Origin of the sequence: Mesorhizobium sp. WSM4308 (assembly GCF_002294905.1) — a bacterium.
GTDB lineage: Bacteria > Pseudomonadota > Alphaproteobacteria > Rhizobiales > Rhizobiaceae > Mesorhizobium.
The window spans coordinates 1-14,249 of the sequence record NZ_NSFW01000029.1; the positions used below are offsets into that span (position 1 = coordinate 1).

Annotated in this window: 15 protein-coding genes and 2 pseudogenes; 3 read left to right on the forward strand and 14 right to left on the reverse strand. The window is 65.6% G+C overall.

Annotated features, from left to right (window positions below; translation table 11 throughout):
• Window positions 1–121, forward strand: a pseudogene (locus CK227_RS37665) (IS110 family transposase); the annotation flags it as partial.
• 74 nt (window positions 122–195) lie between these two features.
• Here the strand turns inward: CK227_RS37665 and CK227_RS34390 are convergent.
• From CK227_RS34390 to CK227_RS34410, 5 genes are all read right to left on the reverse strand, one after another.
• Complete coding sequence (locus CK227_RS34390; RefSeq protein WP_095776078.1) at window positions 196–597, reverse strand: VOC family protein; 402 nt, start codon at window positions 595–597, stop codon at window positions 196–198.
• 95 nt (window positions 598–692) lie between these two features.
• A complete protein-coding gene (locus CK227_RS34395) occupies window positions 693–1,745 on the reverse strand; it encodes a sigma-70 family RNA polymerase sigma factor (RefSeq protein WP_095776077.1) in 1,053 nt (350 codons plus the stop codon).
• A gap of 42 nt (window positions 1,746–1,787) precedes the next feature.
• Entirely contained in the window at window positions 1,788–2,534 is a 747-nt protein-coding gene (locus CK227_RS34400) for an SDR family NAD(P)-dependent oxidoreductase (protein ID WP_095776076.1), read from the reverse strand.
• Window positions 2,535–2,736: 202 nt separating this feature from the next.
• Window positions 2,737–3,339 carry a sulfotransferase family protein gene (locus CK227_RS34405; protein ID WP_095776075.1) on the reverse strand — a complete coding sequence of 201 codons (603 nt, stop codon included), beginning with the start codon at window positions 3,337–3,339 and terminating at the stop codon, window positions 2,737–2,739.
• A 44-nt stretch (window positions 3,340–3,383) separates the two neighbouring features.
• Window positions 3,384–3,836: a DUF4440 domain-containing protein gene (locus CK227_RS34410; protein ID WP_095776074.1), complete on the reverse strand. Its 453-nt coding sequence runs from the start codon at window positions 3,834–3,836 to the stop codon at window positions 3,384–3,386.
• 151 nt (window positions 3,837–3,987) lie between these two features.
• On the opposite strand from CK227_RS34410, the pseudogene CK227_RS37940 reads away from it, so the two are divergent.
• Window positions 3,988–4,155, forward strand: a pseudogene (locus tag CK227_RS37940) (cyclase); the annotation flags it as partial.
• Between the two features lie 88 nt (window positions 4,156–4,243).
• Here CK227_RS37940 and CK227_RS34420 read toward each other — a convergent pair.
• The 9 genes from CK227_RS34420 to CK227_RS34460 all read right to left on the reverse strand — a co-directional run bounded on the left by CK227_RS34420 (window position 4,244) and on the right by CK227_RS34460 (window position 13,698).
• Entirely contained in the window at window positions 4,244–4,990 is a 747-nt protein-coding gene (locus CK227_RS34420; RefSeq protein WP_095776073.1) for a pseudouridine synthase, read from the reverse strand.
• A 133-nt stretch (window positions 4,991–5,123) separates the two neighbouring features.
• A complete protein-coding gene (locus CK227_RS34425; protein ID WP_095776072.1) occupies window positions 5,124–5,819 on the reverse strand; it encodes a VIT family protein in 696 nt (231 codons plus the stop codon).
• 239 nt (window positions 5,820–6,058) lie between these two features.
• Entirely contained in the window at window positions 6,059–6,883 is an 825-nt protein-coding gene (locus CK227_RS34430) for an alpha/beta hydrolase (RefSeq protein WP_095776071.1), read from the reverse strand.
• On the reverse strand, window positions 6,873–7,367 hold the full coding sequence (locus tag CK227_RS34435; RefSeq protein ID WP_095776070.1) for an SRPBCC domain-containing protein: 495 nt from the start codon (window positions 7,365–7,367) through the stop codon (window positions 6,873–6,875). The genes CK227_RS34430 and CK227_RS34435 overlap by 11 nt, the downstream gene beginning before the upstream one ends.
• Window positions 7,364–7,699: a metalloregulator ArsR/SmtB family transcription factor gene (locus CK227_RS34440; protein ID WP_095776069.1), complete on the reverse strand. Its 336-nt coding sequence runs from the start codon at window positions 7,697–7,699 to the stop codon at window positions 7,364–7,366. The genes CK227_RS34435 and CK227_RS34440 overlap by 4 nt, the downstream gene beginning before the upstream one ends.
• Before the next feature lie 210 nt (window positions 7,700–7,909).
• A complete protein-coding gene (locus tag CK227_RS34445) occupies window positions 7,910–11,107 on the reverse strand; it encodes an efflux RND transporter permease subunit (RefSeq protein ID WP_095776068.1) in 3,198 nt (1,065 codons plus the stop codon).
• The gene (locus CK227_RS34450) at window positions 11,104–12,066 is read right to left on the reverse strand and encodes an efflux RND transporter periplasmic adaptor subunit (RefSeq protein ID WP_095776067.1); all 963 of its coding nucleotides are present in this window, start codon (window positions 12,064–12,066) and stop codon (window positions 11,104–11,106) included. The genes CK227_RS34445 and CK227_RS34450 overlap by 4 nt, the downstream gene beginning before the upstream one ends.
• 10 nt (window positions 12,067–12,076) lie before the next feature.
• Window positions 12,077–12,277 carry a DUF2892 domain-containing protein gene (locus CK227_RS34455; protein ID WP_095776080.1) on the reverse strand — a complete coding sequence of 67 codons (201 nt, stop codon included), beginning with the start codon at window positions 12,275–12,277 and terminating at the stop codon, window positions 12,077–12,079.
• Window positions 12,278–12,390: 113 nt separating this feature from the next.
• Complete coding sequence (locus CK227_RS34460) at window positions 12,391–13,698, reverse strand: FAD/NAD(P)-binding oxidoreductase (RefSeq protein ID WP_095776066.1); 1,308 nt, start codon at window positions 13,696–13,698, stop codon at window positions 12,391–12,393.
• Between the two features lie 211 nt (window positions 13,699–13,909).
• Here CK227_RS34460 and CK227_RS34465 point away from each other — a divergent pair, with 211 nt between their 5' ends.
• Window positions 13,910–14,245, forward strand: a complete 336-nt coding sequence (locus CK227_RS34465) for a metalloregulator ArsR/SmtB family transcription factor (protein WP_095776065.1) — start codon at window positions 13,910–13,912, stop codon at window positions 14,243–14,245.
• Window positions 14,246–14,249 lie beyond the last annotated feature (4 nt).

A 14,249-nucleotide genomic window follows, 5' to 3' on the forward strand; every position in this document is an offset into this window, starting at 1 on the left:
CTTCTACAAACGCCTCATCACCAACGGCAAAAAGCCAATGGTGGCCATCGCTGCCGTCATGCGAAAGATCGTCGTCACCTTAAACGCTAGGCTCAGGGACGCCGCCATTCCTCAGAGTTGATGACGACGCGTTGGGTGGCTTCAGCCAATCCCCGATGCCAGGCGCTGAACCAACTCAAACCGCGCGTCCGCCTCCTACTTATCGAACTTCCGGATCGCTTCCGCCGTCACCGGCGTGAAGAAATTCACCAGATTGCCGTCGGGGTCGCGAAACAGCAGCGAGCGGTTGCCCCAGGGCATGGTGGTCGGCTTCTGCACGGTCATGTCCCTGATGAAGTCCGACAGCCTGATGAATTCGGCATCGACATCGCCGACGCGGAATTCGAGGATGGCCGTGTGGTTGTCGGCGGGGCGGGCGACGTCACCGCCGAACAGCATCAAGGTGCGCGTGCTGCCGATCGCTACCGTGCCGGAAGGTGTCGCGAGTTCGGCGAAATCCTCCGTGTAGACCGTCAGCGGCATGCCGGTGATCTCGCCGTAGAAGCGCACGAGGCGCTGAACGTCCGAGGTGATGATGCGGACAGAGACGAAATTCATTATGGGCTCCTTGATCGCTGAAGCCACGGCCGGGCTCCCGGCCGTTCTATAGGCCAGGCCTCCTGCCAGCTTTCCGTCAGGAGTGGAGGCGACGGCTACGCTTCCGGTCCGGACCAGACCGGCGGCAGGCCGAAGGCGGCGAACAGGGCAGGGCCGAGCGGGGCGACATAGATCGTCAGCGAGGCGATAGCGCCATCGGCCGGCTCGATGACATGCAGCGATTGCGCGCGCCATTCGGACTCCTGATGGCGCCGGGCATAGATCGCGACCGCCGGCTGGCCGTTGGCCCGTGTCGCCACGGCGCGGTAGCCGGCGAAATTGCCCCACACGGTTTTGAAGAAACCGAGGATTGCCTGATGTCCCTGGTACCAGTCGCGCCATGGCGGCATGTGGTAGGTGGCGTCCTCGCGCAGCAGCGCGATGAAGCCGTCGAGATTGGCGGCCTGCCAGGCGCTGATATAGCGTTCGAGCAGCGCACCTTCCTCTCGGTTGGGCTGCGATCGCTGCTCGGGCCGTCCCCCGGGATAGCGCTCGCCAAGCGTCGCGCGCGCCCGCTGCAGGGCGCTGTTGACCGAGGCGGTCGAACCGCCCAGCAATTGCGCGGTCTCCAGCGCCGACCAGCCCAGCACGTCGCACAGCAGGAGGGAGGCGCGTTGCCTCGGCGGCAGTAGTTGGATGGCGGCGACGAAGGCCAGCCGCACGGCCTCATTTGTCTCGTAGCGCGCATCCGGGCCGGGCTCGCCATCGACAAGGTCCGGCAGTTCGGCGTCGGGGTAGGGCTCCAGCCAGGAGAGTTCGACCGCCGGCCCGGCGGCTGCGCGCCCTTCGCTCGGCGGCCGCGCGGGCATTTCGAGGACGTGGTGGGCCGACGACCGCGCCTTGATGGCGTTGAGGCAGGCGTTGGTGGCGATCGTGTAGAGCCAGCCGCGCGGCGAGCCGCGCCCGTCGAATTGCGCGCGGCCGCGCCAGGCCTTGAGGAACGTCTCCTGGACGAGATCGTCGGCCTCGTGCAGCGAGCCCATCATCCGGTAGCAATGCAGCTTCAGCGTCCGGCGGTGGGCCATCGTCAGGCGTTCGAAGGCAGGCCGATCGAGGATCGGCCCGCCTGTCGGGCTCAGCGGCTCAAGCGGGCCGGGAGCGTCTGTCATGTCGAGCCTGCCATGCGGAGTTCGTCTCGCATCCTGCGCGCCTCATGCCGCCGCGGCAAGGCCGCTGCCGCTCACCGTGAAGGCGATGCCTGGCACTTTGCCGCCGGCGAGCGCCACCACGGCGCGCCCGACATCGGCGGGCGTCTGCACATCGCTCAGGCTGGCCAGGAAATCCGCCGGGCTGATGCCGAGATAGGCGGAGATGCTCGCAATGCCGTGCTGGCCGACGCCGGTGCCGGCCATGATGCGCAGCGGCGCCAGTGCCATGAAGCGCAGGCCAAGGCCAAGCCGGTCGGCCTCCTTCTGGCTGTGGGCGGCAAGGAACATCTGCATCTGCTTGGCACCGGAGTAGCCGCCGGAGTTCGGCGGTCCGCCGCTGAATGCCGCGCCGCTGGAGATCAGCACCACGCGGCTGCCCGGCTTCAACCGGCCCTGAAGTGCTGCCCTGCAGAACAGGAACGATGCCTTGACGTCCGTCTCCCAATTCGCCGAGAAATCGTCCCAGCTCTGGTCCTGGATGGAGGCTGACGGCGCGAAGGCGCCGGCGCAGATCACCAGCACATCCGGCTGCAGCGCGGCGAACACCCTATCGGGCGCTGCGTCCTGCGTGGCGTCGGCGGCCAGCGTCCTGACTCCGGACGCTTCCCAGGCGAGCTCCTTCAGGGCTTCCGCGCCGCGGGCGACGGCAAGCACATCTGCGCCCTCGCCGAGCGCGGCTTCAACGATCGAGCGGCCGACACCCCGGCTGCCTCCGACCACGACGACATTTTGACCTTGCAACGATCGCATGGATCACCTCACTGTTCCGGCCCGGACAATTCCGGCGCCTATGGATGAGGACAGCGCGGGCGGGTGGAAATCATCGGTGGGGCGGCGAAAATCTTTCGCGGGCGCGGATCAGGCGGCTCTCATTCGTGAACATTGTGGCTAATTAAACGTGCAGTGGTCGCCGTACGGAACGTCCGCTAACGCGCTCCTTGCAGACGGCCAACTAGTTCTGTGCAAGAGCCGACTGAAAGTCCTTGGTGCTGTTGCGATTGGGATAGGGCTTGTCCGGCACCGGCACTTCGAGATGCAGGCAGAGCGGCTTCCACCCATCTCCGAGATTGTGGACCAGCAGCCGACTAGGCGGCACAGTCGCAATGACCGCCCTTACGTTGGCCTCGTAGACGGCTATGGCATTGGCGCGATCGTGCGGCCGGCCGTCGAAGACTTGCCTGGAGATCAGGGCAAGACCCAGCGATTCCTGATCCGTGCTCTGGCTGATACTCGCGAGGATCGTTTTCTCGAAGCTTGCCCACCAGCTTTCCGGAGATCGGTATGTCAGGATGACCCGGGCATTCGGATAGAACTCAATCAGATCACGCCAATAGTGCGCCGAGGGCCAGTCGATGCAGGACGCGTAGCCCGCGAACAGCTGGTTCCAGTCTGGCGCCGCGCCCTTCGCCAGCGCACGCCAAAGCCGCTTCTGGTCTTCATTGCCCATGACTTCGGACATGTGGTGACAGGGGCCGAAGCCAAGGATCGTCAGCGCCTCGCGCATCGAGTCCGTTCCTGTCCGGCCAAAGCCCGTTCCGATCACCCTTATCGCCATTATTCCCCGCGTTCAGGCCTACAGCCAGATGGCTGCATGCGGACTCATTTCCCGGGGTCGGAGTTCCATATGTCCCGGTAGAGCTTCCAGCCTCCGTCCTGACCCTTCCTCCAGACCACGACATACTTCCCGGCGGCATCCACCAGCTTCGAATCCTTGCCCGGCGCCTTGAGGGAGAAACTCCCGGACTCGAACGCAAAATCTCCGCTTTCCTGGACATCAAGCGTCGTGAGCGTGAGCTCCGATATGCCCATATCCATCGCGCCCTGCCATAGCTTCTGGATATTCTGGCGGCCGTCGACCCGCGCCATATCCGGCGGGAATGCGGCCGCATCATCCGTGTATTTCGAGGCAACCCCGGCCGCATCCTTGCTGTTGTACGCCTTCACGAACTCGGCATTAGCGGCTTCGATGGCTTCTTTCGCAGGCTGGGCCTGAGCAGATCCCATGCAGAGTGACGTGAAAACGACGGCCAGCAGACAATGCTTGAAAGTCATTTCATCCTCCCGTGTTCCGGTTTCTGGTTACCAGTTTCTCCACGGCGGCGAGCGATCGCCGGAATGGTCGCGAGCCGCATACCAATCGCGGTTCCAGTCTTTAATTTAACATTTACTAATATACCGTGCAAATAGTGACTACCGACCGTGAGAGGCCGTCTATCAGGCGGCGGACAACCCCAACGACGTCACCGTGACCCATGATTTCGCCAGTGTCGCCGAGGCACAGGCCTTCATCAAGAACCCAAAATTGAAAGAGGCGATGGCAAGCGCCGGCGTGGTCGGCGCGCCAAGCATGTGGATCACCAACAAGGCGTGATGGGCCGCCGGTCCATCTCCTCGCTCTGGCGCAAACTCCCGACGAAAAAATGAACCTGGCCGCTTGCGGTCTGGCGGGCGGGACGCACTCAGCCTTCCAGCAACGCCAACTCGTCCGGCGTCAAATGCCGCGCCGCGCCCTTGGCGAGGTCGCCCAGGGGCAAGCGCCCGATGGCGATGCGGATGAGGCGCTTGACCTCGATGCCGTGCGCGGCGAGCAGGCGGCGGATGTGGCGGTTGCGGCCCTCGTCGAGCACGATCTCCAGCCAGGCGGTGCGGCCGCCGCTGCGCAAAAGCGCGATCGAATTGGCGGTCAGGGTCTCGCCATCGACGGTGACGCCCGCGCGCAGCGCCTTCAGCATCGCTTCGTCAAGCACCGTGCTGACCTGGACGTGATAGGTCTTGGGCAGATGCGAGGCCGGGTCCATCAACCGGTTGGCGAAATGCCTGTCGTTGGTCATCAGCAATAGGCCTTCGCTGGCCTTGTCGAGGCGGCCGACCGGCGAGACGAAGGGCAAATCGAGCCCTTCGAGGCAGGCATAGACGGTGTCGCGCTGCTGCGGGTCGTCGCGGGTGGTGACCAGCCCGCGTCGCTTGTTGAGCATGACATAGACCTTGCGCTCGGCAATGACGGGCGCGCCATCGACGACGATGCGGTCGCGGTTCAGGTCGACGCGCAGCGCGGCGTCGCGGACCACCTTGCCGCCGACGCGCACGCGCCCTTCCGCGATCAGCACCTGCGCCTGCGTGCGCGAGCACAGGCCGAGTTTCGACAGCGCGCGGTTGAGGCTGACGCCTGATGGCCTGGCTGTGGGCGATGTCGGTCGTGCTGCCATTCTGCTTCGGGTCGATCCGTTGTATCGGACAGATGGCATGGGAGGCGCGGCAATCGCAAGCGGTGGCCTTGTCCTGGATCCAGGTCGCGGTCGGCGGGTGATGGCATAAGCGGCCGGGCAGGTGGCCGGCCGCTTACACCGCGGTGCCGACCAGCGCGCCGATACCGGCGGTGAGCGCCATGGCGAAGGCGCCCCAGAAGGTCACGCGCAACGTTGCGCGAAGGATGTTGGCGCCGCCCGCCTTGGCGCCGATGGCGCCCAGCAGGGCAAGGAACAGCAGGGACGCAAGAGAGACCGCCAGCACCAGCATCGAGCCCGGCGACACCAGCACCATGATGAGCGGCATCGCCGCGCCCACGCTGAAGGTCGCCGCCGAGGTCAGCGCCGCCTGGATCGGCCGCGCCGTGGTCATGTCCGAAATGCCGAGTTCGTCATGGGCATGCGCGGCCAGCGCATCCCTGGCCATGAGCTGGTCGGCGACCTGGCGGGCGAGGTCCGTCGCCAGGCCGCGCTTGACGTAGATCTGCGCCAACTCCTCACGCTCGAATTCGGGCTGGGTCTCGAGCTCCTGGCGTTCGCGGGCGAGGTCGGCATTCTCGGTGTCCGACTGGGAACTGACCGAGACATATTCCCCGGCCGCCATCGACATGGCGCCCGCCACCAGGCCGGCTATGCCGGCGACCAGAACCTGCGAAGCCGGCGCGGCGGCCGACGCCACGCCGACGATCAGGCTCGCGGTCGAGACGATGCCGTCATTGGCCCCCAGCACGGCGGCGCGCAGCCAGCCGATGCGCGACACCTGGTGGTTTTCGATATGCAGCCGGCTCAATGCTTCTCTCCTGATCTTGTGCCTTCGCCGCCACGCGGCGGGCGCTGTTCAGGCGTTTCTAGCCGCTTTTCAGGAATCCGGTTTTGATCCAGGTCAGAGCCGGGCCGTGCTGGCCCCGTTCACATGCGCGAGCACCCTGCTGGTTGCGGGTAAGGCCGCCATTGTCAAAGCGATGGCGAGTACATGCCGAAGCTGCATGGTCAAATTCCCTGTTGTTCGCGTCGGGGCGGCGTGCGCGCTCAATGCCGCCCGTTGAAGAACGCCGTCAGCACCGGCGCATGCGCGGCGGGTTTCAGCATGTGGTTCTGGCCTGCCAGCGTCTGGTGGCGGGCATTGGGCAGCGCCTGCGCCAACGCCTTGTTGCCATGGCGCATCCATGGCGGGCTTTTCCCGCCATCGGTCACCAATGTCGGCACGCCGAGCGTGGTCCAGCGGGCGGGGTCCAGCGGCTTGCCGAGCTGGTCGCCGGCGACGATGGCGCCGTCGTAAGGCAGCGTATGCGCCACTGCCTTGAGCTTGCGCCAGATCGGCGTCAGCTTCATGACGGCGATCAGCAGGCCGGGCATGCCGACCGATTTGAGGAAGGCGCTCACCGCGTCGCCGCGCCTGTCGTCGGCGATGGCTTGCCGGATCGCTGCCCAGTCGCCTTGCGTCGTCGCGCGGCTGTCGTCGACGATCAGCGGCGCTTCGTAGAGTGCAAGCCTCCCGATGCCGGGCAGGCGGGCTGCCGCCATCAGCGCCAGCATGGCGCCGGAAGACATGCCCCAGACATAGGCTTCACCGCCTGCCGCCCGCAGCACGGCCTCGATGTCATCGACCTCGCGCTCGACCGTGTAGGGCGCGGTGTCGGCGCTGTCGCCACGGCCGCGGCGGTCGTAGCGAAACACGGTGAAATCGCCTTCCAGCGCCTTGGCAAGCGGACCGCTCGGACCCATGGCGCGCGAGCAGAGCGCGCCGTCGACGAGGATGAGCGGATGACCCTGGCCGCGCCGCTCACAGGCGATTGGCGTTCCATCCCGCGACAGCACGGCTTGCGTGGTCGGTTTGGCGTTCTCAGCCAGCATGGTCGGCTCCCTTGCCTATCAGCTGTTCCAGCCGGTCGAAGCTCTGCATCCAGCCGCCGCGCAGGCCGAGCGCCAGCAGGCGTTCGCGGTCGGCGGCAGTCGCCAGCGTCACCTCGAAATGGACATGGGTGCGCGCGCCGTCGGGCGTGAAGTTCACCGTGTGGCGGCTCCGACCCGGCAGCTTGCCGGCCCATTCACGGATTTCAGGATCGGGTTCGTCGCAATAACTCAGCCTGACGTTCTCGACGACTTCGAGATAGCTGCCCTGGTTGCGGTAAAGCGCGCCGCCCGCGGTCAGCATGTCGATGCGCCAGCGGCCGCCGACGCGCACGTCGAGCACGCAAAAGGGGACGGTGCAGTCCCTGATGCCCCACCATTGCGCCACCAGAAGCGGATCGGTCCACAGCCGGAAGACGCGTTCGACCGGCGCGTTGAAGATCCGCTCGATGGCAAAGCTGCGGTCGGCGGTCGCGGGCGCGCTCATTCCGGCCTGTCCGCGCCGTGCCGCAGCAGGTGCTCCATCCGGTCGAAGCGGTCTTCCCAGAGTTTTCTGTAGTCGTCGAGCCAGCGGTCGATGTCGCGCAGCGGCTTGAGTTCGATGCGGCTGAGATGCTTTTGCGCCGCCCGGCTGCGGGTGACGAGGCCGGCCTGTTCCAGCACGCCGACATGTTTGGAGACCGCGCGCACGGTGAGCGCGAAAGGCTGCGCCAGTTCGGCAACCGACGCTTCGCCGTCGAGCAGCCGGGCCAGGATCGCCCGGCGCGTGGGATCGGCGAGGGCGGCGAATGTGTCGTCGAGCGAGACTTGATGAGCCATTACGGAACCAATCAGTTCTGGAACTAGTTGGTTCTATATGTGGTTTTGCCTGAGCCGTCAACGCGCTTTACGGGGCTGGGAGAGCTCGGGGAAATATAGCTTGAAACCCCAGGCTCCCGTCTTTCGTCCGCAATGTCGTCCAGCACGTCGAGCGGGTCGGCCGGCAACTCCAGTTCGGCCGCCGCCAGGTTTTCCCCTGCGGCGGCCTTTTTACGTGCGCAGCACCCGGTAGATCGCGGGGATGACCAGCACCGTCAGCAGCGTCGAGGAGGCCAGGCCGAACAGCAGCGAGATCGCCAGCCCCTGGAAGATCGGATCGGTCAGGATCACCGCCGCGCCGATCATGGCGGCAAGCGCCGTAAGCAGGATCGGCTTGAATCTGATCGCGCCGGCCTCGATCAGCACCTCGCTCAACGGTCTGTCGGGCGACGCCGCATGGCGGATGAAGTCGACCAGCAGGATCGAATTGCGCACGATGATGCCGGCCAGCGCGATGAAGCCGATCATCGAGGTCGCCGTGAACGGCGCCCCGAACAGCCAGTGCCCGCCGAGGATGCCGATGAAGGTCAGCGGGATCGGCGTCAGGATCACCAGCGGAACCTTGAACGAGCCGAACTGGGCGACGACGAGGATGTAGATGCCGAGCAGCGCGACGCCGAAGGCCGCCCCCATGTCGCGGAAGGTCACCCAGGTGACTTCCCATTCGCCGTCCCACAAAAGCGTCGGCCGGCTTTCATCCTCCGGCTGGCCATGCAGCGAGATTGCGGGCTTCTGCAGTCCAGTCCAGTCCTGCGCGTCGATGGCCTTGCTGACGGCGAGCATGCCGTAAAGCGGCGCCTCGAAGCTGCCGGCAAGCTCGGCCGTCACCATTTCGGCGGCGCGGCCATTGTGCCTGAACACCGGGAACGAAGCGCGCTCCGGCGTCACCCGCACGACATCGCCGAGTTCGACCACGCCGCGGTCGCCAGGCAGGACATTGGCCGGAATGGAGGTGGTCAGGAAGCGCTCGTCGAGCGTCCTCTCGCCCTTCGGCCGCTCGATGCGGATCGGGATCGGCTGGCGGCCACCGCCGCGATGCGAATAACCGACGGTCCTGCCCCCATTGAGGATGGCAAGCGTGTCGAAGACGTCGCTTTCCTCGACATGGAAGAACTCCGCATCGTCGGTGGAAATCGTGGCGCGCAGCCGGCGTGCCGGCTGTCCCCAGGAATTGTCGACGTCGACGATGAAGGGCACGGAGCGGAACGCCGTTTCGATCCTGGCGGCGACCTTGCGGCGGGTCTCGCCATCCGGTCCGTAGACCTCGGCCAGCAGCGTCGCCATCACCGGCGGGCCGGGCGGTGGCTCGACCACCTTCAGGCTGGTGCCTGGCGGTGCGGGGATCGTGGCGATGCGCTGGCGGACGTCCAGCGCGATCTCATGGCTGGAGCGGGCACGGTTCGCCTTCGGCAGCAGGTTGAGCGCCACGTCGCCCTGCTGCGGCTCGGTGCGCAGGACGGCATGGCGGACGAGGCCGTTGAAGTTGAAGGGTGCCGCCGTCGCGGCATGTGTCTGGACCGATCGAACCTCCTTCAACTCGAGAACCCTGGCGGCGACGGCCTGCGCCACCGCATCTGTGGCTTCGACGGAAGACCCTTCCGGCAGGTCGATCGTCACCGACAGTTCGGACTTGTTGTCGAAGGGCAGGAGCTTGACCGTGACATGCTCGGTGTAGAACAGCGCGAGCGAGCCCAGGGTCAGCACGCCGACGACGAGCAGGAAGGCCCAGCTCGCCGTCTTCGAGGCCAGGATCGGCCGGGCGACGGCGGTGTAGGCGCGGCCGAGCGGGCCGCCATTGCCATGATCCTGACGGGCATGCACCGGCGCCCGCCCGGCAAGCTTGAGCATCAGCCACGGCGTCACCATCACCGCGACGAAGAAGGAGAAGATCATCGCCGCCGAGGCATTGGCCGGAATCGGGCTCATATAGGGGCCCATCATTCCCGAGACGAACAGCATCGGCAGCAGTGCGGCGACCACGGTCAAGGTGGCGACGATGGTCGGGTTGCCGACCTCCGCCACCGCCTCGATTGCCGCCTGCCGGCGATCGCGGCCGCCGCCCATGGCCCAGTGGCGGGAGATGTTCTCGATCACGACGATGGCATCGTCGACGAGAATGCCTATGGAAAAGATCAGCGCGAACAGCGAAACGCGGTTCAGCGTGTAGCCCATGACGCGCGAGGCAAACAGCGTGAGCAGGATGGTCACCGGAATGACGACGGCCACGACCATCGCTTCGCGGCGGCCGATGGCGACCCAGGCCAGCACGATGATCGAGATCGTCGCCAGGCCGAGGTGGTAGAGGAGCTCATTGGCCTTGTCGTTGGCGGTCTCGCCGTAATTGCGCGTCACGTCGATCGAGATATCGCCGGATATCAGCCCGCCCTGGAGCAATGCGACTCGGTGCAGAATGGCGTCGGCGACGGCGACCGCGTTCGATCCCGCGCGCTTGGCGATGGCGAGCGTGACCGACGGCACGCGCTCGACACCAACGCCGGCCCTGGTGACCGTCGACACCAGCGTATCACCGGCGTCGGCGGCGAAGGCGACGCCGGCCACGTCGCGGACATAGACGGGGCGGTTGTCACGCGAGGTCAGGAGCAGGTTGCCGATCTGGTCGGGCGAGGCCAATGTCTCGCCGGCGACGATGTCGATCTGCTCGCCCTTGTCGCGCACACGTCCGGCGGGAAAGGCCTTGTTGGCGCCCGACACCTTGGCGGCGAGCTGCTGCAGGGTGACACCGTAAAGGGCGAGCTTTTCAGGGTTCGGATTGACGCGGATGATCTCACCGGTGTCGCCGACCAGATAGGTCAGGCCGACATTGTCGATCTTGGCGATCTCGGTGCGCAGTTCGCGCGCGATGCGGGTGAGGTCGTTGGCTGTCATGCGCACGGCTGTCTGCGGCTTCGGCGACAGCGTCAGCGTGACTATGGCAACGTCGTCGATGCCGCGGCCGACGATCAGCGGCTCGGGCACGCCGACGGGAATGCGATCCATGTTGGCGCGCACCTTGTCGTGGACGCGCAGCACGGCAGTGTCCGACGAGGTGCCGACGATGAAGCGGGCGGTGACCATCACCTGGTCGTCTCGCGTCTGCGAATAGACATGCTCGACGCCGTCGATGCCCTTGACGATCGTCTCCAGCGGCTCGGTGATCAGCTTGACGGCGTCGTCGGCCTTCAGCCCGTCGGCGCGCACGAAGATGTCGACCATCGGCACCGAGATCTGCGGTTCCTCCTCGCGCGGCAGCGTGAGCAGCGCCACCAGCCCGAAGGCGAAGGCGGCGACCAGGAATAGCGGCGTCAGCGGCGACGCGATGAAGGCCCGCGTCAGCGCGCCGGCAATGCCGAACGAGGCGGGACCTTTCATGGCGTGACCACGACGTCGCCGGCCGCAAGACCGGTCAGGATCTCGACATAGTCGCCGTCGGCGCGCCGGGACCGCTCGCCTGTTACCACCGCGCGCTCGACACTGCCGCCGCCTGCGGCGACGCGCACGAAATCGATCCCCGAACGGATCTGGATGGCCGAAGCCGGCACCAGCAGCGCGGAACGCTCGGCGACCGGCAGCTCGACCAGGACACGGGCGTCGATGAAATTGGTGTCGAGATCATCGACCTCGACGTCGGCGATGACGCGGCCATTGTCGATCTGCGGATAGATCTTGGCGAGGCGGCCGGGGATCTCCTTGCCGCCGGCATTGATACGGATGGCGGCTCCCTCTTTCAGCGACGCCGCGTAACGCTCCGGAACGGCAACCCGCAGGAACACCCCGCCGCCGCCAATGGTGGCCACGACCTCACCGGCCATGATGACCGCGCCACGCGTCACCGGCACGGTCAGCACGCGGCCGTCGCCGGGAGCAAAGACGTCGCCCTCGGCGCCCTGCTGCACGATCACCGATCGCTGCGCCTCGGTCGCGGCAAGCTGGTTGCGCGCGACGTCGACCTCGGTGCGCAGCTGATCGAGACGCTGCGCGGTCATGACGCCCTTGTCGACCAGCGTCTGGCCACGGGCAAGTTCGGACTGCGCGGTGTCCAGCTGCGCCTGCAGGGCACGAAGCTGGGCGTCCAGAGCGGCGACCTGAAACGCGATCTTGTCGTCCTGGACGGTCGCGATCTTCTGCCCCGCCTTGACCCGCTCGCCCTCCGTGACGGCCAGATCGACGACAAGGCCGCCGATACGGGCGCGCGCCGGAACGGTGTCGCGCGCCTCGACACGGCCATAGACCGCTTTCCATTCGGTCACCGTCGTCGGCACCAGTGTCAGCGTGCCGGCAAGCGTCGGAGAGGCCGCCAACAGCGCGGCGAACAAAAGAGGCAGGCGCATCCGGATTTCCTCAGAACGCGCATCCCGGCTTGATGCCGAGCTTGCGGAAGACCATCGCCGCGGGGCAGAAGCCGGTGAACGCCGACTGCAGCATGTTCAAGCCGACGAACACCGTCAGCCATACGAACAGCGGCGAGACAAAGGCGGTGAGCACGACGGACAGCAGCACCATGATGCCGGCGAAGGCGAGAACGGAACGGTCGAGGGACATTGTCATCTCCATTTGTATATGATGATATCTAAATATAAGAATACAACTACCGACCGCAAGAGGCGGCGTCGAATTTGCGACAGCAACTCTCGCCCGCCGCCGGCTAGCGCCGGTCAGGCTCCCGGCACATCCGCCGATGCCTCGACCTTGATCTGCTTGAGCTTGTCGATCCCAAGCGCCTGCAATGCGAGGCGCTCATAGAAGGGTTCGGACTTGCCGGCCCTTATCTTGTGCAGGAAATACTTCTCGAAACCGACCTTGGCGGTGTGCACCCATTTGCCGGAGGACGACCAGTTGACATTGCGCGGCGGGATCTGCGGCTGCGCCACGAAGGCGACGCCGGAATCGCCGAAATCGGCGAGGCAGACCGCATTCCATGTGCCCTGCGCGTCGGGCTGCTTGCCCTCCACCAGCCGGCCGATGTTGTGCGCCGTTGCCGTGACCATGGATTCGATCATGAAGCCGGTCTTGGGCACGCCGACGGGGACCGGTGTCTTGCCGATCGGCGGGATGGCGACGCAGACGCCGACCGCGAATATTTCGGGGAACGCCGGGTTGCGCTGGTGCTTGTCGACAAGGATGAAGCCGCGCGGATTGGTCAGGCCCTCGATGCCGCGCACCGCCGCCACGCCGCGAAAGGCCGGCAGCATCATGGCATAGGCGTGCGGCAGTTCATGCGCCTGCCTGACCGACCCGTCGTCGGCGAGTTCCTGGATGAACATCTTGCCGGGCTCGACCTTGTCGACTTTGGCGTTGCAGATCCACTTGATGTGATGCTGGCGCATCTCGCTCTCGAGCAGGCCCTTGGTGTCGCCGACGCCGTCGAGGCCGAGATGGCCGATATAGGGTTCGGAGGTAACGAAGGTCATGGGCACGCGGTCGCGCACCCTGGCGTCGCGCAGCGCCTTGTCGAGGATGAAGGTGAATTCGTAAGCCGGCCCGAAGCAGGACGCGCCCTGGACCGCGCCGATGACGACCGGGCCTGGCTTGGCGACGAGCGCGTCGAAGGCGGTCCTGGCCTTGAGCGCGTGATCGATGTGGCAGACTGACTGGGTGTTGTGCTCCGGCCCGAGGCCCTCGATCTCGTCGAAAGCGAGTTCGGGACCGGTGGCGATGACCAGATAGTCGTAGGAGACAGATGAGCCGTCTTTGAGTTCCACCGTGCGCTCGACCGGGTGGACGCGCCTGGCTCCCTGCGGATGAAAACCGATCTTGCGCCGTGCCAGCACCGGAGCAAGGTCTATTTCCACCGCTTGCCTGTCGCGCCAGCCGACGGCGACCCAAGGGTTGGACGGTACGAATGAATAGTGGCTGCCATTGTTGACGACGGAAACCTGGTGTTCCCCGGCCAGTCCGTCGCGAAGCTCGTAGGCCATGATGGTGCCTCCCAGCCCGGCACCCAGGACGACTATATGCGCCATGTTCTTCCTCCGTTGCGGCGTCGCTTTGGCGCAACGCCAACACTGCTGATCCCGCGCGGGATTGGCTGATTTTGCGCCATTGCGACAGGCTGCGACTTGACGCTGATCAAGCACCTTGACGGTGCGAAGCATCGGCATCGATCCATCGACTTGACAGGCAGCCGTGCCAGACTAATATTATTCGTAACTCTTAATATGATAATGTGTTCATATGCGCAATATAAAAATAGCCGAACTGGACAAGCAGGCGCGCGAAGCGTCCGAACTGCTCGCCGCGATGGCAAATGAAAACCGGCTGATGATCCTGTGCCATCTGCTGGACGGCGAGACGAGCGTGAACGAGCTGGCCGAACTGGTTGCGATGAACCAGTCGGCGCTGTCGCAGCAGCTTTCAAAGTTGCGCGCGCTCAAGCTCGTGGATACGAGGCGCGACGCCCAGCAGGTCTACTACCGGTTGGCTTCGCTGGAGGTCGAGCGAATCCTGCAGACGCTCTACGGCATCTATTGCGATCCGCAGACACGGATCGCCAGGGTCGGCAGCCGGTAGTCTG

What these genes read in the sequence shown, in the direction of transcription:
- CK227_RS34390 (WP_095776078.1), bottom strand. Translation starts at nt 597, where the DNA reads ATGAATTTCGTCTCTGTCCGCATCATCACCTCGGACGTTCAGCGCCTC.
- CK227_RS34395 (WP_095776077.1), bottom strand. Translation starts at nt 1,745, where the DNA reads ATGACAGACGCTCCCGGCCCGCTTGAGCCGCTGAGCCCGACAGGCGGG.
- CK227_RS34400 (WP_095776076.1), bottom strand. Translation starts at nt 2,534, where the DNA reads ATGCGATCGTTGCAAGGTCAAAATGTCGTCGTGGTCGGAGGCAGCCGG.
- CK227_RS34405 (WP_095776075.1), bottom strand. Translation starts at nt 3,339, where the DNA reads ATGGCGATAAGGGTGATCGGAACGGGCTTTGGCCGGACAGGAACGGAC.
- CK227_RS34410 (WP_095776074.1), bottom strand. Translation starts at nt 3,836, where the DNA reads ATGACTTTCAAGCATTGTCTGCTGGCCGTCGTTTTCACGTCACTCTGC.
- CK227_RS34420 (WP_095776073.1), bottom strand. Translation starts at nt 4,990, where the DNA reads ATGGCAGCACGACCGACATCGCCCACAGCCAGGCCATCAGGCGTCAGC.
- CK227_RS34430 (WP_095776071.1), bottom strand. Translation starts at nt 6,883, where the DNA reads ATGCTGGCTGAGAACGCCAAACCGACCACGCAAGCCGTGCTGTCGCGG.
- CK227_RS34435 (WP_095776070.1), bottom strand. Translation starts at nt 7,367, where the DNA reads ATGAGCGCGCCCGCGACCGCCGACCGCAGCTTTGCCATCGAGCGGATC.
- CK227_RS34440 (WP_095776069.1), bottom strand. Translation starts at nt 7,699, where the DNA reads ATGGCTCATCAAGTCTCGCTCGACGACACATTCGCCGCCCTCGCCGAT.
- CK227_RS34445 (WP_095776068.1), bottom strand. Translation starts at nt 11,107, where the DNA reads ATGAAAGGTCCCGCCTCGTTCGGCATTGCCGGCGCGCTGACGCGGGCC.
- CK227_RS34450 (WP_095776067.1), bottom strand. Translation starts at nt 12,066, where the DNA reads ATGCGCCTGCCTCTTTTGTTCGCCGCGCTGTTGGCGGCCTCTCCGACG.
- CK227_RS34455 (WP_095776080.1), bottom strand. Translation starts at nt 12,277, where the DNA reads ATGTCCCTCGACCGTTCCGTTCTCGCCTTCGCCGGCATCATGGTGCTG.
- CK227_RS34460 (WP_095776066.1), bottom strand. Translation starts at nt 13,698, where the DNA reads ATGGCGCATATAGTCGTCCTGGGTGCCGGGCTGGGAGGCACCATCATG.
- CK227_RS34465 (WP_095776065.1), top strand. Translation starts at nt 13,910, where the DNA reads ATGCGCAATATAAAAATAGCCGAACTGGACAAGCAGGCGCGCGAAGCG.